The sequence below is a fragment of the Phocicoccus schoeneichii genome (assembly GCF_014635565.1).
Lineage (GTDB): Bacteria > Bacillota > Bacilli > Staphylococcales > Salinicoccaceae > Phocicoccus > Phocicoccus schoeneichii.
Window position 1 is genome coordinate 20,439 of sequence record NZ_BMDB01000001.1, and the last position, 19,740, is coordinate 40,178.

The 19,740-nt window shown below is 35.4% G+C and carries 19 protein-coding genes; 14 read left to right on the forward strand and 5 right to left on the reverse strand.

All coding sequences use genetic code 11. The features are described 5' to 3' along the window. Nucleotides 1–91: 91 nt before the first annotated feature. The 7 genes from IEU51_RS00225 to yhaM all read left to right on the forward strand — a co-directional run bounded on the left by IEU51_RS00225 (nucleotide 92) and on the right by yhaM (nucleotide 8,623). A complete protein-coding gene (locus tag IEU51_RS00225) occupies nucleotides 92–1,411 on the forward strand; it encodes a dicarboxylate/amino acid:cation symporter (protein WP_229713767.1) in 1,320 nt (439 codons plus the stop codon). A 34-nt stretch (nucleotides 1,412–1,445) separates the two neighbouring features. Beyond that, nucleotides 1,446–1,892: a helix-turn-helix transcriptional regulator gene (locus IEU51_RS00230; RefSeq protein WP_186088340.1), complete on the forward strand. Its 447-nt coding sequence runs from the start codon at nucleotides 1,446–1,448 to the stop codon at nucleotides 1,890–1,892. A gap of 42 nt (nucleotides 1,893–1,934) precedes the next feature. Continuing rightward, on the forward strand, nucleotides 1,935–3,068 hold the full coding sequence (locus tag IEU51_RS00235; RefSeq protein WP_186088339.1) for a DUF445 domain-containing protein: 1,134 nt from the start codon (nucleotides 1,935–1,937) through the stop codon (nucleotides 3,066–3,068). A gap of 54 nt (nucleotides 3,069–3,122) precedes the next feature. Then, nucleotides 3,123–3,473: a YlbF family regulator gene (locus IEU51_RS00240; protein ID WP_186088338.1), complete on the forward strand. Its 351-nt coding sequence runs from the start codon at nucleotides 3,123–3,125 to the stop codon at nucleotides 3,471–3,473. A gap of 83 nt (nucleotides 3,474–3,556) precedes the next feature. Next, nucleotides 3,557–4,741 carry a metallophosphoesterase family protein gene (locus IEU51_RS00245; RefSeq protein ID WP_186088337.1) on the forward strand — a complete coding sequence of 395 codons (1,185 nt, stop codon included), beginning with the start codon at nucleotides 3,557–3,559 and terminating at the stop codon, nucleotides 4,739–4,741. Nucleotides 4,742–4,745: 4 nt separating this feature from the next. Continuing rightward, the gene (locus IEU51_RS00250) at nucleotides 4,746–7,682 is read left to right on the forward strand and encodes an ATP-binding protein (protein WP_186088336.1); all 2,937 of its coding nucleotides are present in this window, start codon (nucleotides 4,746–4,748) and stop codon (nucleotides 7,680–7,682) included. Between the two features lie 5 nt (nucleotides 7,683–7,687). Then, the gene (yhaM, locus tag IEU51_RS00255; protein ID WP_186088335.1) at nucleotides 7,688–8,623 is read left to right on the forward strand and encodes a 3'-5' exoribonuclease YhaM; all 936 of its coding nucleotides are present in this window, start codon (nucleotides 7,688–7,690) and stop codon (nucleotides 8,621–8,623) included. 157 nt (nucleotides 8,624–8,780) lie between these two features. Here the strand turns inward: yhaM and IEU51_RS00260 are convergent, their stop codons facing one another. The 3 genes from IEU51_RS00260 to IEU51_RS00270 form a co-directional block, all read right to left on the reverse strand. After that, nucleotides 8,781–9,737, reverse strand: a complete 957-nt coding sequence (locus IEU51_RS00260) for a foldase protein PrsA (protein WP_186088334.1) — start codon at nucleotides 9,735–9,737, stop codon at nucleotides 8,781–8,783. Nucleotides 9,738–9,820: 83 nt separating this feature from the next. Beyond that, nucleotides 9,821–10,171: a YtxH domain-containing protein gene (locus tag IEU51_RS00265; RefSeq protein WP_186088333.1), complete on the reverse strand. Its 351-nt coding sequence runs from the start codon at nucleotides 10,169–10,171 to the stop codon at nucleotides 9,821–9,823. Between the two features lie 44 nt (nucleotides 10,172–10,215). Next, nucleotides 10,216–10,644: an HIT family protein gene (locus IEU51_RS00270; protein ID WP_186088332.1), complete on the reverse strand. Its 429-nt coding sequence runs from the start codon at nucleotides 10,642–10,644 to the stop codon at nucleotides 10,216–10,218. 82 nt (nucleotides 10,645–10,726) lie between these two features. On the opposite strand from IEU51_RS00270, the gene IEU51_RS00275 reads away from it, so the two are divergent. Together IEU51_RS00275 and IEU51_RS00280 are read left to right on the forward strand one after the other, a co-directional pair. After that, nucleotides 10,727–11,467 carry an ABC transporter ATP-binding protein gene (locus IEU51_RS00275; protein WP_186088331.1) on the forward strand — a complete coding sequence of 247 codons (741 nt, stop codon included), beginning with the start codon at nucleotides 10,727–10,729 and terminating at the stop codon, nucleotides 11,465–11,467. Then, the gene (locus IEU51_RS00280) at nucleotides 11,457–12,659 is read left to right on the forward strand and encodes an ABC transporter permease (RefSeq protein ID WP_186088330.1); all 1,203 of its coding nucleotides are present in this window, start codon (nucleotides 11,457–11,459) and stop codon (nucleotides 12,657–12,659) included. Before IEU51_RS00275 ends, IEU51_RS00280 begins: the two co-directional genes overlap by 11 nt. 21 nt (nucleotides 12,660–12,680) lie before the next feature. Here the strand turns inward: IEU51_RS00280 and IEU51_RS00285 are convergent, their stop codons facing one another. Next, the gene (locus IEU51_RS00285; protein WP_186088329.1) at nucleotides 12,681–13,217 is read right to left on the reverse strand and encodes a hypothetical protein; all 537 of its coding nucleotides are present in this window, start codon (nucleotides 13,215–13,217) and stop codon (nucleotides 12,681–12,683) included. Nucleotides 13,218–13,408: 191 nt separating this feature from the next. Here IEU51_RS00285 and hemE point away from each other — a divergent pair, with 191 nt between their 5' ends. The 5 genes from hemE to IEU51_RS00310 all read left to right on the forward strand — a co-directional run bounded on the left by hemE (nucleotide 13,409) and on the right by IEU51_RS00310 (nucleotide 19,323). Further along, nucleotides 13,409–14,437, forward strand: coding sequence for a uroporphyrinogen decarboxylase (gene hemE / locus IEU51_RS00290; protein ID WP_186088328.1), 1,029 nt, complete (start codon nucleotides 13,409–13,411; stop codon nucleotides 14,435–14,437). Between the two features lie 2 nt (nucleotides 14,438–14,439). Further along, nucleotides 14,440–15,354: a ferrochelatase gene (gene hemH, locus IEU51_RS00295; protein WP_186088327.1), complete on the forward strand. Its 915-nt coding sequence runs from the start codon at nucleotides 14,440–14,442 to the stop codon at nucleotides 15,352–15,354. Nucleotides 15,355–15,368: 14 nt separating this feature from the next. Further along, nucleotides 15,369–16,772: a protoporphyrinogen oxidase gene (hemY, locus tag IEU51_RS00300; protein WP_186088326.1), complete on the forward strand. Its 1,404-nt coding sequence runs from the start codon at nucleotides 15,369–15,371 to the stop codon at nucleotides 16,770–16,772. Nucleotides 16,773–16,830: 58 nt separating this feature from the next. After that, complete coding sequence (locus IEU51_RS00305) at nucleotides 16,831–17,820, forward strand: lipoate--protein ligase (protein ID WP_186088325.1); 990 nt, start codon at nucleotides 16,831–16,833, stop codon at nucleotides 17,818–17,820. 105 nt (nucleotides 17,821–17,925) lie between these two features. Continuing rightward, on the forward strand, nucleotides 17,926–19,323 hold the full coding sequence (locus tag IEU51_RS00310; RefSeq protein ID WP_186088400.1) for an APC family permease: 1,398 nt from the start codon (nucleotides 17,926–17,928) through the stop codon (nucleotides 19,321–19,323). A gap of 112 nt (nucleotides 19,324–19,435) precedes the next feature. Here the strand turns inward: IEU51_RS00310 and IEU51_RS00315 are convergent, their stop codons facing one another. Further along, entirely contained in the window at nucleotides 19,436–19,636 is a 201-nt protein-coding gene (locus IEU51_RS00315) for a hypothetical protein (RefSeq protein ID WP_186088324.1), read from the reverse strand. Between the last annotated feature and the right edge of the window lie 104 nt (nucleotides 19,637–19,740).

Consider the following 19,740-nt stretch of genomic DNA (forward strand, 5'->3'; position numbering starts at 1 on the left):
AAACGCTTCAATAAATTCAATAATTATTTACAATATTTAAATTTTAACCATATAATGTAATTAGTAGTAAACTACAAAGGGGGAAATAAAGATGACAGAAAAACAAAAAATGTCGAGTAACAAAAAGATGACGTACAGCATCATTATCGGCCTTGTCTTAGGTATTATTATTGGGTCAATATTTAACTTATACAATGATACATCATTCGTACAGGTTATTGACAAGTATGTTTTCTCAGTCGTTGGACAAATTTTCTTGAACTTAATCTTCATGATGGTTGTGCCAGTAGTATTTGTTTCGATTGTACTTGGGGTGGTTAACGTCGGAGATCCTAAGAAATTAGGTAGCATAGGGATTAAAACGATTGGTATGTACCTAATCACGACGGCGATTGCAATTTCAATCGCAATGGCAGTAGCAAACATACTAGATCCTGGTATTGGTAAAGGAGACTTACTTGATTCCACTGAAGTTTCAGAATATCGTGAGACAACATTTGGTGGAGAAACGAATGCAGAAAACATAGAGGTGTCAACTCAATCATTTGACCAGACGCTCATCAGTATTATACCTAAAAACATTGTTGAAGCTATGGGAACAACAAACATGTTACAAATTATTGCATTTGCAGTATTCATTGGTATTGCAATGATTGCACTTAAAGATAAAATTCCAACAGTCATTCGATTATTTGAAGAAGCTGATAAAATCATTATGCTCATCGTAATGTCAATTATGAAATACTTCGCAGCAATCGGTGCATTTGGACTTGTTGCAACAGCATTCACGCAAGCAGGATTTGGTGCGATTAAATCATTAGGAATGTATTTCATATGTGTATTACTTGCTTTATTAATACATTTTTGTTTAGTATATGGTTCAATGGTAAAGTTCATAGCGAAAAAGAGTTTCATCTGGTTCGTTAGAGGCTTTGCTCCAGCAATGACAGTTGCGTTCAGTACATCGTCATCAAACGCAGTACTACCAATTTCACTTGACTCAGCTCAAAAGAACTTAAAAATTAGAGAATCTGTTTCTAGTTTTGTTCAACCGTTAGGTGCTACAGTGAACATGGATGGTACAGCAATCATGCAAGGGGTTGCAACTGTATTTATCGCACAACTCTCTGGTATTGATTTAACAATCATGCAGATGATTACTGTAGTCGTGATTGCAACAATTGCAAGTATTGGTACTGCAGGTGTCCCTGGAGTAGGACTTATCATGTTAGCGATGGTGTTAACTGCAATTGGACTTGACCCAGCTGCAATTGGTATTATTATTGGTATAGACAGATTACTCGATATGACACGTACACTTGTGAACGTTACAGGAGATGCAGCAGTAGCTCTCGTAATCGATCACCAAGAGGATGTTAAAGAGGGTAAAGAAATCACAGCAACGAGATAATAAAAAGTTTTCAGTTTGAAGGGACGAATCATAAATGGATAGAGAAGCCTTCACAAAGGTAATTCAATCAAAATTTAAAATCATAAGAACAGAAGCGGGCTATACTCAAGACTCGATGAGTCAGACAGTGGGATTATCTAAAAAGACACTTGTACAAATCGAGAAAGAACGTATAATTCCAAATTGGACAACATGTGTATCCATTTGTGCTTTATTCAGAGACAGCGACACATTAACAAGTACGTTTGGCGGGGATCCATTAGAACTCGCACAAGTTTTATCTAGAGGGAACGCATTTTACCCAGACTATTTAAAAGAGAGTCTATATTGGGAAACTGTTGAAGAGAAAGAGGGATGGACGCTACAAAGAAACAAGATGAATGACTTACACAGAGTATTAAACCCGGAGAATCGTCCGGTTCAAGCATCATATCTTGAGCGTCAATCCATCACATATTTTAAACAAAAAACAAAAGACTAGGAGAGCGCACCCGCGCTCTTTTTTTAAAGGAGTTTTTAAAAAATGGCTGCATTATACGTAGTCATCTTTATGGCAGTCATTGGTGCACTTATTGGTGGGGTCACAAATACGATCGCAATAAAGATGTTATTTAGACCATATGAAGCAAAATATATATTTGGTAAAAAATTACCGTTTACTCCAGGTGTCATACCTATGCGAAGAGATGAAGCATCAACAAAACTTGGTGCAATCGTGACAGAGCATCTCCTAACACCTGAAGTATTTGTTGAAAAAATAAACTCTGCGGAATCACAGAAATTTTTCGAATTATTTTTAGATAAACAAATTGAAACATTAGAAAAAGAACAAACGACAATTCGTTATGTATTAGAGAAAATTTCACCAGGACTTTCTGAAAAGATAGTGAATTATTTAAATCTAGAAATAAACGAAAAAATTAATGAATATAGTTTTAAATTGATGGACCGAGAAATTGAATCACTGATTCCAAGTGAAGCAAAACGTACATTAGATCACGAAGTAGAAAATCTACATGAGACAATCAACAGTAGAGTGATTTTGTATTTATCTAGTGAAAAGGGTGCAGAAGACATCCGAACGATGGTGGATGACTTTATTGAGAATAGAGGTAAGCTTGAAAAAGCAATCAAGTATGTGATTTCAAAAGAATCGCTAACCGAACGCATTCAAAATGAATTGATTAACTTGTTATCTCATGAAGATATGAAACATATCGAACAGGAATTCATTGTGACTGAATATCATAAATTTATTGGTAAAAAAATTAGCAGCTATATTAGTGATGAAGACAGATCCCGCGTCACAAATTCAATCGTTGATGAGGTGAAGAATAAAATCAATATAGATGGTATCTTTGACTATCCAATTGTTGAATTCAGTCCACAGCTGTTTGAATCTTTTAAAACGACAGGCAAACACACATTGAGAAAGAATGTAACAAAGTACTTAGGTAAAAACATGCCGAAAATCATTGAAAAGCTTAAACTAGCTGAGGTCATTAAAAATCAGATTGATAGCTTTCAGCTAGACAAACTAGAATCCCTTGTCATGGACGTTGCGAATAAAGAATTTAAAATGATCATGTTTCTAGGGTACTTCTTGGGTGGTTTAATCGGTATTATTCAGGGTTTAATAGTAGTATTTTTGAACTAGACACTCAATATATGTTACATTTATGTTATAAGACAAAAATTTAAGGGGAATACTATGAGCGTTAATGTTTACGATCAAGCGAATGCACTCGAAAGTGCGTTAAGAAAATCAGAAGAATTTACTAACTTAAAAGAACTTTATGAAACGGTTAATGGAAATCCAGATTCAAAAAAACTTTTCGATGAGTTTAGAAACATTCAAATGGAGCTTCAAACAAAACAGATGAATGGTGAAGACATCTTAGATAACGATGTTGAGCGTGCGCAGCAATCTGCACAAGCAATTGAAGAAGATGAAAACATCAAACAACTGATGGAAGCAGAACAAAAATTAAGTAGTTTAATTCAAGACTTAAACCGTGTAATCATGAAGCCAATCGAAGAACTCTATAAGTTAAATAATTAACAAAAGAAGAGAGGTTGATACCTCTCTTTTTTTAATTTTTGGTATACTAAAGTGAATAGATATTATGTGAAAGGATCGTGTCTATGGTTAAATTTATTCACGCGGCAGACTTGCATTTGGATAGTCCATTCAAATCTCGATCTAAAATGCCTTCAAACATTGTAAATGCGCTGATGAATAGTACATTTGTTGCAGCGAAACGTATGTTTGATTATGCGATAGAAAACAAAGTAGATTTTGTGATTTTATCTGGCGATGTATTTGATGCAGATAACCGTTCATTAAAATCAGAAATATTTTTAAAAGAACAGTTTGAAAGACTTGAAAACCATGGAATATTTACTTACATGATTCACGGAAATCATGACCCGGTCGTTGAGGGAGTAAAAACAAGCTGGCCAAGTACAGTTAAAATATTTAGGGAGAACGTTGAAACATATCAAGCCATGACGCAAAGTGGTGAGAATGTCTTTATCCACGGATTTAGTTATTATCAAGATGAATCATACGAAAGTAAGCTCGACCATTATCCAACGAACACTAGAAACGACGGAATTCATATAGGATTACTTCATGGAACATATTCGAAATCTGTGCGTGATGTAGGTAGATACACTGAATTTACATTAGAAGACTTAAATTCGAAGCTCTATCATTACTGGGCACTCGGTCACATTCATATGAGACAAACATTGTCAGAAATGCCGCTCATTAACTATTCAGGAAATATTCAAGGTAGGCACGTTAATGAATCTGGTGAAAAAGGATTCTTACTTGTCGAAGGTGACAGTATAAAATTACGCAGTAAGTTCGTTCCCGTCCAAGATATTTTATTTGAAAGTTACGAGCTCGACGTGACGAGTGTTGACCGCATGGACTTGTATCAAGAAGTCACTAAATTTAAAAATAAACTTAGAGCTGATGGTAGACAAATCATTAAGCTTTCAGCATTCTATGATGGCGACGAAGATATCAGTTCAACAGAACTCTTTGAAGTTATTCACTTACTTCAAGAAGATGAAACAGATATCGATAACTTTATTTGGGTAGATGAAATGAAGCTTGAATATAAAGATGTGGAACGCAATGCATTGATTAATGACATTAAAGGTTCGTTTGGAAATAATGACGCGATATATAAAGAATCATTAAACACACTTTATATGGATCCAAAAGTAAATCGATATCTTCCAGATATTGAACACATCGACCGTGAAAAGTTATTTGAACTCGGAGAAGAAAAACTAAAATTATTAATGAGGAAGTAAAAATATGAGAATACTTTCAATTCACATATATGGATATGGAAAAATTATCGAACAAAAATTCGATTTAGACCATGATTTTATCCAGATTTTTGGTGAGAATGAAGCGGGTAAATCGACGATGATGTCATTCATTCACTCTGTATTGTTTGGCTTCCCAAAACGTAGTGAAGGTGAGCCGAGACGAGAACCTAGACTTGGAAATGCTTATGGTGGACGAATTAAAGTTCAATTTAAAGATGAAACAGCACCGATTGAGATTGAGCGTATCAAAGGAAATCGAGCAATTGGTGATGTCGTTGTTTACATGCCTGACGGCACAACACGTGGTGAGGAATGGTTGACGAAGAAACTCAATTATATCGATAAGTCTACTTTCCGCTCGATCTTCAGTTTTGATGTTCTTGGACTTCAAGACATCAACAAGAATCTAACAGAAAAAGACTTACAAGATTATTTACTCCGTGCAGGTGCACTTGGTTCTAATAAGTACGAGGATATGCTAAATGCAATCAATAAAGAACTGGACAGAATCTATAAGAAAAATGGAATTAAGCCAGAATTAAACCAAGAAATTGATGCGATTCAAGAAATTAATGAAAAAATAGCACAAGTAAAAGAGTATGAAGATGAATACAACTCACTTGTGGAAGAACAATACAAAATTATTGAAAGCATCAATGTTAAAAAGCATGGTGTATATACATTAAATCAAGCGTTAGAAGAAAAAATGAAAGACATTCTTTATCATAGTGAAATTAAAGAATGGAAAGAGTTACAATCCAAGCTTGATATAGAACCGATTGAGTTCCCAGAAAAAGGGATCGAACGCTATGAAGCATTAAAAAATCATCTCATCAACGGTAAAAAAGATGTTGAATTACGTGAAGAAAAGCTTCAAGCATTGATTCGTGAAGAACGTCAGCTAGAATTACCAGAAGAAGAGGACTTAAAAATTCTAGAATCCATCGTTAAACAAGAGCCTGATATTAAACATAAGAGACTTGAAATTGAAAGGTTACAAGTAGAAGTTCATAAGAATGAAGAACAAATTCATACGTTAATGAACGATATCGGTTGGCAAGAAGAGCACACAGATGTTGATGATTCAAATATCGTAAGAGAGAACGTGCAGTCATTACTTTCGAAGTATGATGAAACAAATCTCTTAAATCAATTTTATTCAAAAGAAATTGATCATCTGAAAACAACGATGAGAGAGCTTGAGGAAGAGATTTCTACTTTAGAGAACACGCAATTATCTGATTCTCAGATGAGAGCTAAAAAAGAAATCATGGATCTCGAGTTTGAACTGAAAGAAAAAGAGCGCATGTACACGCTCATTGAACGGGATTACGAACGCGAAAAAATTGAGCGTAATAAACGCAATAAATTCCAGAGCACTCTAATTATTTCAATCAGCGCCGTGTTGATCATCGTTGGGATTCTGTATTTTATCTTGAGTAATGAGTATATATTTGGCTCAATATTTTTAGGAATTGGACTACTATCACTTCTATTACTAAAACTCGGTAAAAAAGAAGAGACGGATTCACTGAAAACAGATTATGAAAACGAAGTGATTGCACTTAAAGATAAAATTAATGATATTGCAAACACGCATGACATTGATTTTGATTTCTTTGATGCGAAAGACCGAAACGCTGAACTGAAGAACTTAATTTCTAAACGCATTTCTAACTCTGTTAAACTAGAAGACTTAGAAGAAACACTTGCGATATCTGACAGTTCAATTGACCAATTAAACATGGATTTATCTAGAGTAAAAGAAAAGTTAATGGTATCTGAAGAAATTGAAAATAGTCAAATCAATGGTGTCATCTACACGATTCGTGATATTAAACAATTGAGAAGAATGGTCGATAAAGACAAGGAAAAAATTGACCACTTAAATCGTGAAATTGATTCCTTCAGCTCTGATACTAAAGAAAAAATAAAACATCTGGATATCGACTTCCATATCAACTCAATTTTCTACGAAGCGAATCTCATGTTAGATAAAATGAGAAAAACACGTGACACGTACATGAACTTAAGGGAGCAAATCAACCTATTTGAAAATGAAGTAGGAGTTATCAACAATAGAAACTTCGTTTCTGAACAAGAAATGAATAAGCTCTTTGACTTTGTGGATGCAAATGATGAAGATGAGTTTTATTACTACGGCAGAATGTATAATGTCTACAAGGCGAATGAACAGAGATTTAAAGAACTCAGCACTAAGCTTGAAGAAGAGCATTATGACCAAAATAAGAGAACTCATCTTGCAAACTTCTTAACTGCAGATTTAAAAGAAGAAGAGGCGCGCATGCGTGAGACGATTAACTCTTATCAAGAACAAATTGATGAGGAACAGTCGATCTTAGCCAAAGTAAATCAAGAAATTAAACATCTTGAAAAAGATGGTCAGTTATCGGAACTTCATCATCAGTTTGAAATTGAGAAAAACCAGATTGAAGCATATGCGATGGATTACATGTCACTTATGTATATTAAGAATCTGATAGAAGCGCATATTAAAGCGATTAAAGACGAGCGTTTACCAATTGTGGTTGAAGAAGCGCGCTCGATTTTTGAGAATATCACAAAAGGTCGCTACATTGATGTGATGTATGATAATAATGTGATTAAAGTGAAACACTCTAATGGTCAGATTTTTGACCCTTCAGAGATTTCTCAATCAACGAAAGAACTCTTATATATTTCATTGCGTATCAGCTTAATTAAAGCACTGAAAAGTTATTATCAATTACCAGTGATCATCGATGATGCGTTTGTACACTTTGATGAAGCGCGTACGAAGACAATTCTGAATTACTTCAGAACAAATATCGATGATCAAGTTCTGTTCTTTACTTGTAAGCTTGAGAAGAGTATCCCATCACAAGATACGATTATTTTAAAAGAAAAAATTAGGAGGTAACTGTGATGACGAATATTTCATCACTCGGCCCTGGAGATAGTGTCGAATCATTTTATCTTGTAAAACGTGCACAAGATGGTGTCACACAACAAGGTAAGCCATACATGACATTGATTTTGTCAGATAAGACTGGTGAGTTGGATTCTAAATTATGGACAGTAACACCTGAAGAAATTGAGGCACTTAAAGTCGCTGACCTAGTAAAGGTTAGGGGAGAAGTCATCAATTACCGTGGAAACAATCAAATGAAGATCTTGCAAATTCGTCCAGCAACTGAAGAAGATGGACTATCGATTCAAGACTTTTTAGTAGAAGCTCCGATTGATTCAGATGAGTTATACGACAGAATTTTTGATTACTCATTAAAAATTACGAATGCAAACTTACAAAGAATCACGAGAGGACTACTCACGAAGTATAAGAAGGAATTCTCAACGTTCCCAGCAGCGATGACGAATCATCACGATTTCGTTTCAGGACTTGCATATCACGTATACACGATGCTTAGAACAGGTGAAGCATTATGTGATATTTACCCGTCATTAGATAGAAACCTCTTATATGCAGGAATCATCTTACATGACATCGGTAAAGTCAAAGAGCTATCAGGTGCACTCAACACGACGTATACAGTTGAAGGAAATCTGATCGGACACATCGTGATTGCAACCGAAGAAATCAATGAGATTGTAAGAGAGCTAGATCTAGAAGGAGAAGAAATTTTACTTCTAAAACACGTAATCTTAGCCCATCATGGTAAATTAGAATATGGCTCACCAAAAGAGCCGATGCTTCCTGAAGCGGAAATGCTGAACTTTATCGACAATATCGACGCAAGAATGATGATGATGAATAAGCATTTAGAACAAGTGAAGCCAGGAGAATTTACGAAGCGCATCTTCCCACTTGAAGGTAGAATGATGTATAGAAGAGAAGAATAAAATAAAGAACCCCATAAGCGAGCATAGACTCGCTTATGGGGTTCTTTTATGTATGTATTGAAATTAAGGCCACTTAGAGTTATGAAAACACGTTTCATTTAAAGCAAATCATTTATTAAAAAAACGACTCCTTAACAGGAATCGTTTTTTAAGTCTATTATTTTTCTTCTTTTTGAGTTTTTGGATTAATCAGTTGGTCCACTTGTTTCTTAATGTCTTCATTTGTGAATTCAACTTCATATTCATCTAATAAGTCTTTGTAAAATTCTACTACTTTATCTGGGTTTTCTTGAAGCTTAGATTGTACCATTTGTTGTTTTGCACTAGCTAATTCTTCTTCAGATAAGTCTTCTTTTTTAACGTCATTACGTTTGATTATGTGGTAACCAAATTGAGTTTTGACTACATCAGAAATTTTACCTGGTTCTAGATCGTATAATGCATCTTCAAATTCTTGAACCATTTGTCCTTTTGTAACAAGTCCAAGGTCTCCGCCATTTTGAGCACTACCGTCGTCTGAGTATTCTTTAGCTAATTCGCCGAAGTCTTCGCCATCTTTAGCTTTTTTCAATGCTTCATCAATTTTCTTCTTGGCATCTTCGTCTTTCATGCCGCCTTGTTCTTCACCAACTTTAACTAACACGTGTTGTGCTTTTACTGCATCTTTAAGTGCAGATTCGTCAGTGATTTCAAATTTATCAGCAAAGTATTTGTTGTGAAGTGCGTTTGCAATTTTATTTGTTTTGTATTTGTCTACTGTCATTCCTGGCTGAGATTGAGCTAAGATTTGGCTAAATTGCTGTTCGCCACCGTAGTTTTCAATTTCTTTATCTACTTGTTTAGAAATCTCGTCTACATTAATATCGTCTTTGTATTTATCTTCTAAGATTTTATTTAATGTAAGCTCAAATGTTTGGTTAGCGACTTCAGTCGTACCAATCGAGTTGAGTAGATCGTCTACTGTCACATCTCCAGCTTTACTTTCAGCTAGTACGTTATCGTACTTAACTTCTTTTTCGCCGTTTGATTCTTTTTCTGCCTCTTCATTATCGTTGCCACATGCTGCTAATACAAGTAGGGAAGATAAAGATGCAGTCATAAGTAACTTCTTCATTCGCTAAAACTCCTTTAATTGAAATACAAAATTTAATATAGCATAAAAAAATAAATGATGCACAGAATTGTACATCACTTATTTTACTCAGATAGTTTCTTTTCTATTTTAGACACTCGATTGTTAATGTCATCTACACCTGATTTTAATTGCTCAACATTTGGCTCAATGTCTTTTTGGAAGTTGGATACGAGTATCTTAACTTCATCTACAAGCTCACCGATATTTGATGTTTCATGTTTTGCACGCAATACTGAATTTTTAATGTTAGACACTTCTTCTTTAATTTGGTTACTCGCAGATTTAATTGTACCTGAACTTTCCGTTAAAGAAGACTGTAAGTCTTTACCGGACTTTGGGGCGTTTAACACTGCAAGTGTCGCACCACCAATCGTTCCTACAACAAATCCCACTAAAATATTTTTTAATTTCATAACTGTTCACATCCTCTTTTACTGTTTACCCTATAGAGAGAAAATTAAGCATTTAAATGACCTTTAATTTCATTGGCGATTTTGGCTTTATCTTCGTCAGTTAACTCTTTTATATCCTCCCATTTTAGTCCGAATCCGTCATGCTCGTCTTTGTATCGAGGGATAAGGTGGAAGTGGATATGAAATACAGATTGTGAGGCAAATGCACCGTTGTTTTGAAGAACGTTTAACCCCTCTGGCTCGTATGTCGCACGTAATGCACGGGCAACTTTTGAAATTACAGCCATTAGTTTTGCACCTGACTCTGGTGAAAGATCGTAAATGTTTTCTACCTTCACTTTAGGAACGACTAAAGTGTGACCTTTAGCTACAGGAAACGCATCTAAAAATGCAATCACATCGTCGTCCTCATAAAGGATATGTGCTGGAATCTCTCTGTCGATAATCATTTCAAATACTGATTTTTCACTCATTGTTATACCTCTTTCCTTTGATATGATATATTTAAACTACATTATACATGATTACACAATTAATTTGAAAGATGTGGAAACGATGATACTCGAATTAAAAAATGTCACTGGTGGCTATTCGAAAACACCAGTCATTCACAATATAGATTTTAATATTTCTGAAGGTGAGATTGTTGGCCTCATCGGTTTAAACGGGGCAGGTAAAAGTACAACAATCAAGCATATATTAGGCCTCTTGTCGCCACAGTCAGGCAGTATAGAAGTGCTCGGTAAAAAAATTACTAACATCAACGAGCAAGCACGCGCACACATGACATATATTCCAGAATCACCGATTCTATATGAAGAGCTGACCCTCCGTGAACATATACATATGACGGCGATGGCGTATGGGTTAGATGAAAACACGGTGATGGAAAGAGCGGATGGACTGTTAAAGCGCTTCAGACTCGAAAAAGAACTCGACAAATTTCCAACACACTTTTCTAAAGGTATGAAGCAAAAAGTGATGCTGATTTGTGCGTTTGTCGTTCAACCTGAACTGTACATCATTGACGAACCGTTCTTAGGACTTGATCCAATCGGCATTGAATCACTGATCGATTTAATGGTGAAAGAACGCAACAACAACCGTTCAATCTTAATGAGTACTCATATTTTATCAACAGCGGAGAGATACTGTGACAGATATATCATCATTCACGATGGACGTAAGATTGCGGATGGAACAATAGAAGATTTAAGAGCGCAGACTGGCCTCGAGAACGGGACTTTAGATGACGTGTACTTAAAACTCACGGGTGGCGATACTCATGTTTCGTAACTTGTTCAAAAGTCGTGTGGAAGAGGATATAAAGGTCCGCACATATTACTCAAAATATATTTTTAATAGCCACTTTATATTGTTTTTATCGATTGCAGCAGGGGTGTTACTCTATACACTGTTAGGACTGAGAGATGATTTAAGAGGTAATATATATGTGGACCTAGTCGCAGCAATTCTCATGAGTGTTTCGATCATGCCAGTATATAGAAGTTTGTTAAAAGAAGCAGACGTTATATTTTTAACGCCAGTAGAGAAAGACTTAGGAAACTATTTCAAGTCTTCAAGAGTTTATTCATTTATACTCGGGATTCCAATCCCACTCGTGGTCAGTGTAATCGCGTTTGTATTACTCATTATCAACCATAACATGATGAATTCACTACTTATCATACTGACGTTTTACTTGATGGTCATTGGTGTATTCGCACTCAAAGTGCTCGCTGTGAATTCTGACGTAAGTCCAACAATCGTAGTCTATGTATTTATCGTTTTAAATACAATCACACTGTTCTTACAGATGCAAAATATGATGTTTGCACTCTTAGGAATTGTGTTTTACTTAGTTGCATACATTATTTTAAAGAATAAAACACGCTCTACCATTGATTGGCTCACACAAATCGAACACGAAAAACAGGAGCAGAATCGTTTTGATACGATTATCTCTATGTTTGCTAATGTGCCTAAGCGGGAGAAATCATTTAAGAGACGTAACTATTTTGATGTACTTATGAAGAAACAAAACATTAAACATTATAATCAAGATCATATGTATGATTATCTTTTCCATAGAAGTTTCTTAAGAGACTTTGATTTACCGATGATCATGATTCGTCTATTTATATTATGTAGTATTTTTATTATTTGGATGGGGAATATATACATTAGTATTATATTCATTTTATTTGTACTGTACATCATGATACTGCAGCTTCAAGGACTTTATACGGCACAAGCATATCTGTTATGGCCGAAGATTTGGCCAGTGAGTAGAGATAAAATTAGAAATTCATATATTAGATATTCTAGAAAACTTATTTTAGTTATTTCGATTCTATTTATGATTGTGTTTATCTGCATACATCCTATAGAATTTTATGTATCACTCATATTCCCAGTGTGGGCACTATTAATTAACAAAGTATTTTCAAAAAATGTATATAAAAAAGAAGAAGCTCTCAGTGATTAAATATCACAGAGAGCTTTTCACTTAATAGTTATCATCTAATTCTTTAATTTTTTCTCGGTAGTCATGTAACGAGAAGTATACTTTTGATGAAACATAATCTTGGAACATGCCTTCGATGTTTTGGAACTTCTTGAGTACGTCCATTGTTAAATAGTTTTTAAATGTATCGGAATCTTTGAAATCATGATATGCACTTAATTCTACAAAGTTTAAGAGTAGGAGATAGTTCCCTTCATCGACGTTTTGTGTAATTCTAAATGCATTTAATCCTCTCACATCTTTTAACTTTTCAGCTAAGTCTGATAGGTGAGAGATAATCATGCTTTTTCCTGTACCATATGCAGGGATATGATAGACAGCAAGTGGTAACTTGTCGTTTAGTTCTCCAATCGAATCGATCACTTTATATGAACGTTTCGATTTAAACATAGACTCTTTATTATCGTCTTCATAAAACAACACAGCATTTTCACCGTTTGCTTGGATATGCAAGTTGTCGTGCTCTTTGTAGATAGATTCTAGATAGTTAATTGTTCCTGTTGTACTGTGAATATACATATTAGTCACCTCTAAAAATATTAAATAATATTTGCTACTTATTATTAATATATCCTTTTTGTTACCGTATTCAAACATTTTAATTTTTGAACATATTTCGAATGAACTATGACATTTCATTCACAATTTAGATTCAGTATAAATTTTATGATAAAATAAATGATAATCATTTTAAATTGGGGGCAACATTTGTGTTTAATGATACTATTTTAAGAGCTGCTAGAGGAGAAAAAACAGAGTATACTCCTGTCTGGTTCATGAGACAAGTTGGCCGTTCTCAACCTGAATATAACAAAGTAAAAGAAAAATATTCATTACTTGAGATTACGAGACAACCTGAACTCACGGCATACTTAACTGCAACACCTGTTGAAAACTACAATGTAGATGCAGCAGTTTTATACAAAGATATTGTTTCACCACTCGCTCCAATGGGCGTGGACGTAGATATTGTAGCAGGTGTGGGTCCTGTTATTTCTAATCCAATACGTACAATCCAAGATGTTGAAGCATTAAAAGAAATCGATCCTTTTAAAGATCTTGATTATATCTATAAAACAATTGAGATTTTAGTTAATGAAAAATTAAACGTACCACTTATTGGATTCTGTGGTGCACCATTCACTGTAGCAAGCTACATGATTGAAGGTGGTCCAAGTCGCAATTATCACAAGACGAAATCAATGATGTATAACGATGAAAAAACATGGTTTGCATTGATGGATAAACTGACTGATATGAGTATTGTTTACTTAAAAGCACAAGTAGAATCTGGTGCTAAAATTATTCAAATCTTTGATTCTTGGGCAGGTGCTCTAGACAAGAGAGACTATGAGTACTACTTAGGTAATTCTATGCGCAGAATCATTAGTGAAACTAAAAAACTAGGCGTCCCAGTTATTTTATTTGGAATTGGTGCAAGTCACTTACTTAAAGAATGGGATACGCTCGGTTCTGACGTTTTAGGTTTAGACTGGAGAACTTCTATTAAAGAAGCACGTGACATGGGGATCACTAAAGCTCTACAAGGGAACTTAGACCCAGCACTTCTATTATCAGATTGGGAGATTATCGAACGTCGTGCGACAGAAATTTTAGAGCAAGGACAAAACAAAGGTCATATCTTTAACTTAGGACACGGTGTGTTCCCTGAAGTAAAACCTGAAACACTTAAACGTTTAACTGAATTTGTACACACATACTCGAAAGGACAATTTTAATTATGGCTAAAAAAGCACTACTCGTTATGGCATATGGTACACCATACAAAGAATCTGATATCTTACCTTATTACACACATATCAGACACGGAAGAAAACCTTCAGATGAGGCATTACAAGACTTAACAGAACGTTATGAAGCAATTGGTGGGATTTCACCGCTTGCTGACACAACAGAACGCCAAGCACGTGCGCTGTTAAATAAATTGAATGAACAGTCTGATGATGAGTATGAGTTATTTATCGGATTAAAACACATCCACCCATTCATTGAAGATGCGGTAGCTGATATCAATGAAGCGGGCATCAAAGAGATTGAGACAATTGTTCTAACACCACATTACTCAGCTTTCTCAGTACAAACATACAACGACCGCGCAAAAGAAGAAGCGGATAAGTATGGCATTACAGTAAAATCTGTCATTGATTTCTATCGTGACGAGAACTTTATCGACTATTGGGTAGAACAAGTAGAAAACACATTAAATGAAATTCCGGAATCGGAGCATGATGACACAGCAATCATCGTATCTGCACACTCATTGCCTGAAAAACTCATCACTAAAAATAATGATCCATACCCTGAGCAATTACAGGAAACAATGGAATTGATTCGTGAACGTGTAAATAAAGCAAACTATCATATTGGTTGGCAATCTGAAGGGAATACGCCAGATCCATGGCTTGGACCTGATGTGCAAGATCTAACTGAAGAACTTTATAACGAACATAAGTATAAGCATTTCGTTTATCTTCCACTTGGATTTGTGTGTGAGCACTTAGAAGTGTTATATGATAACGACTATGAGTGTAAAGTTGTCACTGACAAGGTTGGTGCAGCATATCACAGACCGCCAATGCCAAATACAGATGACAGATTTATTCAAGCGATGGTAAACGAAATTTTAAAACTGTAAGGTAGGCGAGACAGATGAAAAAAATCGCTATTGTTGGTGCAGGAATTACTGGACTTTCTGCGGCGTATTACTTATCAAAACAGGGTGCTTCTGTTGATGTGTTTGAAGCAACTGACCATCTGGGGGGTAAGATAAAAACATACCGAAAAGATGGATTTGTAATAGAGCTAGGTCCAGAATCGTACATCAGTAGAAAACAAGCACTGACAGACCTTGCCAAAGAAATTGGCATGGAGTCACATCTTGTTCGAAATGAAACAGGACAAGCCTATATATACACAAAAAGAGGGCTAACGAAAGTTCCAAAAGGTACAATGCTTGGTGTTCCAACAACGTTAGAATCTATCTTAAAGACAGATCTTTTATCTCCTGTTGGAAAGTTAAGAGGGATGTTAGATTTTGTTCTACCAACGGTTAAAATGAAGCGTGATTTGTCTGCTGGAGAATTTTTTAGAAAAAGACTCGGTAACGAGATCACAGAAAACATGATACAACCACTCCTGTCTGGTGTGTATTCGACTGAAATCGATGAGATGAGTTTAATGTCAACATACCCTTTCTTCAAAATTCAAGAAGAGAAGTTTGGTAGTTTAATTAAAGGGATGCATGACCAAGTATCATCGAGTAATACGAATGCATCAAAAAATGATCAATCAAAGAAGCAAGGAATGTTCTTCCAGTTTAAAGGTGGACTAGAGTCATTCATAGAAAGACTTGTATTTAGCGCGATGTCTCATGGTGCATCTATTCTGAAAAATACACCTGTAGAAAACATTGAACCTGTTCATGATGGATATCTTGTGACTATTAACGGGAAAACTATAAAATACGATGAAGTTGTTGTCACAACGATGCATCACGCATATAAAGAGTTCCTTGATATCAAAGAACTTGAATACTTCAAGCACATGAAGTCGACAACTGTCGCAAATATTGTAATGGCATTTGATGAATCACAAGTACGCAATAATCTAGAAGGTACTGGTTTTGTAATCAGCAGAAATGCTAGAACTTCAATCACAGCGTGTACATGGACGAACAAGAAGTGGGCACACTCAACACCAGAGGGTAAGGCACTTCTACGACTTTATATTGGTAAACCAAATGACAAAGAGCTAAATATGCTCATTAACGATGGAACGGATGCCGAAATCGTTCAGAGAGCACGTGGCGATCTCGATAAGATTATGAATATCGATGGAGAGCCTGAGTTCTTTATCGTCACAAGAATGCCGAATGCTGCGCCGAACTATCTAGTTGGACATAAGGACATCATCGATTCTATTCATGAAGAATTAGATAAGAATTACAAAGGCCTTCATATTATTGGCGCACCACATTATGCTGTTGGTCTGCCAGATTGTGTCAAAACGGCCAAAGAAACTGCTAATAAAATTATGCAAGTTCATGAGTACTAAAATTTATCCTAAGTCTTGTATAATAGACTTAGGATATTTTTATGGAGGTATTTAAATAATGAAGTTTATTTCAAACAATAACATTACAGATCCAATGATTAATCTGGCAATGGAAGAGTATGTGTTAAGAGAAATTCCAACAGATGATTCATATTTCTTATTTTACATCAATGCACCATCAATCATTATTGGTAAGAACCAAAATACGATTGAAGAAATCAACGAGCCATACACACGCGAAAAAGGTATTAAAATCGTTCGTCGTGTAAGTGGTGGGGGTGCAGTATATCACGACCTTGGTAACTTAAACTTTAGTTTTGTAACAGAAGACGACGGAGAAAGTTTCCATAACTTCCGAAAGTTCACGCAACCAATCGTAGAAGTATTAAATGATATGGGTGTAAATGCTGAACTCGTAGGACGTAACGATATCGAAGTTGAAGGTAAGAAAATCTCAGGTAACGCAATGGTTTCAATTAAAGGACGCATGTTCTCACATGGGACTGTTATGGTTAACAGTGATATTGATGAAGTACAAAATGCACTTAAAGTGAATCCAAAGAAAATTGAATCTAAAGGGATTAAATCAGTGCGTGCACGAGTAGGTACTGTAAGTGACTTCTTAGACGAGCCATTAGATCTCGAAGTATTTAAAGAAAAAATCTTAGAGAAAATATTTGGTAGTAAAGAGGAAATTGAAGAATATAAACTGACAGATGAAGACTGGGATAAGATCATGACTTTATCAAAAGAAAAATACCAAACATGGGACTGGAACTTTGGTAAAAACCCTCATTATAACTATGATGCGTCACACAAGTTCCCTGCAGGACTTTTAGACGTTCGTCTTGAAGTGAAAAAAGGTAAAATAGAGCATGCAAAAATTTTCGGTGACTTCTTTGGTATCGGAGAAGTGTCTGATATTGAAGAAAAATTAATAGGTGTGGAGCACACGTATGAACACATGGACGAAGCACTGAAAGATCTAGATATTAGCCATTATCTTGGAAAAATCACAAGAGATGAATTTTTAACGTTAATTTCATAGAAATTAGGGTAATAGTAAGACAAACCTTTTATAGGGTTTGTCTTTTTATTTGAGGAGGAAATTTACGTGAATCATTCACAGAAGAGACAAGAATTAGACAGCACCATGTCGAAGCGGTTCGTCTGGGCAATTGCTTACGGATCATCTATCGGGTGGGGTGCGTTTATCTTACCAGGAGATTGGCTTTCGTCTTCAGGGACACTCGGAGCTTCTTTAGGTATCATCATAGGTGGTTTATTGATGTTAGTGATAGCGGTCAGTTACGGCGCACTGACAGCGAAGTTCCCAGTATCTGGCGGTGAGTTTGCATTTACTTATGTTGGATTTGGTAAGTATGTAAGCTTTATTGCATCATGGTTCTTAGTATTTGGATACTTATGTGTTGTAGCATTGAACGCATCCGCATTCAGCTTAATGTTTAAGTTTATTTTACCGGACTTTCTTGAAATCGGTTACCTATATACAATAGCTGGATGGGACGTATACATCATGGAAGTGATACTTTCATCTATTATATTAATTGTGTTTGCGATTATCAGTACAAGGGGTTCAGGATTGTCAGGTAACTTACAATTCATATTCTGTTTGTTCATGGCAGTCGTTGTGACACTACTATTCTTAGTATCATTCTTTGTAGGGGACTTCTCATTTGAGAATGCGAAGCCATTATTCAATGAATCAAATGGCGTTTGGCAATCAGTTATTTTAATCGTAGCAATTGCACCATGGATGTTCGTTGGGTTCGACAATATTCCACAAGCAGCAGAAGAGTTTAATTTTAATGCAAATCATACATTTAAATTAATTGTGTTTGGTATTGTGGCAAGTATCGCGACATATGTTGCGATGATCCTAATTACATCTTGGATTTATCCATATGAAGGTATGGTTGACAGTACGTCATGGTTGACTGGTTCAGTCGTAAACTCATCGATGGGTGTGATTGGAATCATATTCTTAGCACTCGCGATTTCGTTTGGTGTATTCACAGGATTAAATGGATTCTTTTTATCATCATCACGATTACTATTCGCGTTAGGACGTGCACACTTTGTGCCAGAAGTCTTCGCGAAATTACACAAGAGAACTAATACACCTCATTATGCAATTATCTTCGTCATGGTTATCTGTCTAGCAGCACCATGGCTTGGTAGAACAGCACTAAACTGGATTGTAGACATGTCGAGTGTTGGTGTATCAATCGCATTCCTAGCAACGAGCATGGTAGCAGTGAAGTTATTTAGTAAAAAAGAAAACAAGAACACATTGTATGTTGTGTTCGGAGTATTGGGATCAATCATCTCATTCATTTTCTTATTACTATTACTCGTACCAACTTCACCAGCATCATTATCAGGACCATCATACATCGCACTACTCGTGTGGGCACTGCTCGGTCTTGTATTCTTCTTACTACAATATAAGAAGTTAAAATCATTCTCAAAAGAAGAGTTAGACTACCTGATTTTAAATGAACGATCTGATAACATCAAAGCTAAATAATTTTATAGATAAAAACACGAACACTACGGATAGACCGGGTGTTCGTGTTTGATTATATGCACGCAAAAATGAATTCACAAAAAAGCACGAGAAACAAAATGTCCTCGTGTCTTTATAGCTCATTTAAAAGGTGAGTATATTTAATAAAAGAATCTTTGTCTTTATCGATTAAAGCGTGTTCGATTTTTTCATTATATAATTTTCTGTAATGCTCATTAATTGAATCTTGGAGCATCATATCTGCTGATAAATCGTTAATGGCATCAAGGAATGCGCGCTTCTGGCTCAATACATTGATTGTTTTCTTCTCCATGTGGACGTCCTCCCATCTGATATGTTTGATTTTATAGTATATATACCTATATCGTCAAGTTTATAAACTAAATTTTCTAAAAATTGAACGCAATTGAATATTTA

Excerpts from the sequence above, each read along its gene's own strand:
- hemY (WP_186088326.1), top strand. The coding sequence starts at position 15,369 with ATGAAAAAAATCGCTATTGTTGGTGCAGGAATTACTGGACTTTCTGCG.
- IEU51_RS00240 (WP_186088338.1), top strand. The coding sequence starts at position 3,123 with ATGAGCGTTAATGTTTACGATCAAGCGAATGCACTCGAAAGTGCGTTA.
- IEU51_RS00315 (WP_186088324.1), bottom strand. The coding sequence starts at position 19,636 with ATGGAGAAGAAAACAATCAATGTATTGAGCCAGAAGCGCGCATTCCTT.
- hemH (WP_186088327.1), top strand. The coding sequence starts at position 14,440 with ATGGCTAAAAAAGCACTACTCGTTATGGCATATGGTACACCATACAAA.
- IEU51_RS00305 (WP_186088325.1), top strand. The coding sequence starts at position 16,831 with ATGAAGTTTATTTCAAACAATAACATTACAGATCCAATGATTAATCTG.
- IEU51_RS00265 (WP_186088333.1), bottom strand. The coding sequence starts at position 10,171 with ATGAAATTAAAAAATATTTTAGTGGGATTTGTTGTAGGAACGATTGGT.
- IEU51_RS00245 (WP_186088337.1), top strand. The coding sequence starts at position 3,557 with ATGGTTAAATTTATTCACGCGGCAGACTTGCATTTGGATAGTCCATTC.
- IEU51_RS00280 (WP_186088330.1), top strand. The coding sequence starts at position 11,457 with ATGTTTCGTAACTTGTTCAAAAGTCGTGTGGAAGAGGATATAAAGGTC.
- IEU51_RS00285 (WP_186088329.1), bottom strand. The coding sequence starts at position 13,217 with ATGTATATTCACAGTACAACAGGAACAATTAACTATCTAGAATCTATC.
- IEU51_RS00270 (WP_186088332.1), bottom strand. The coding sequence starts at position 10,644 with ATGAGTGAAAAATCAGTATTTGAAATGATTATCGACAGAGAGATTCCA.
- IEU51_RS00225 (WP_229713767.1), top strand. The coding sequence starts at position 92 with ATGACAGAAAAACAAAAAATGTCGAGTAACAAAAAGATGACGTACAGC.
- IEU51_RS00310 (WP_186088400.1), top strand. The coding sequence starts at position 17,926 with ATGTCGAAGCGGTTCGTCTGGGCAATTGCTTACGGATCATCTATCGGG.
- IEU51_RS00260 (WP_186088334.1), bottom strand. The coding sequence starts at position 9,737 with ATGAAGAAGTTACTTATGACTGCATCTTTATCTTCCCTACTTGTATTA.
- IEU51_RS00275 (WP_186088331.1), top strand. The coding sequence starts at position 10,727 with ATGATACTCGAATTAAAAAATGTCACTGGTGGCTATTCGAAAACACCA.
- IEU51_RS00230 (WP_186088340.1), top strand. The coding sequence starts at position 1,446 with ATGGATAGAGAAGCCTTCACAAAGGTAATTCAATCAAAATTTAAAATC.
- IEU51_RS00235 (WP_186088339.1), top strand. The coding sequence starts at position 1,935 with ATGGCTGCATTATACGTAGTCATCTTTATGGCAGTCATTGGTGCACTT.
- yhaM (WP_186088335.1), top strand. The coding sequence starts at position 7,688 with ATGACGAATATTTCATCACTCGGCCCTGGAGATAGTGTCGAATCATTT.
- IEU51_RS00250 (WP_186088336.1), top strand. The coding sequence starts at position 4,746 with ATGAGAATACTTTCAATTCACATATATGGATATGGAAAAATTATCGAA.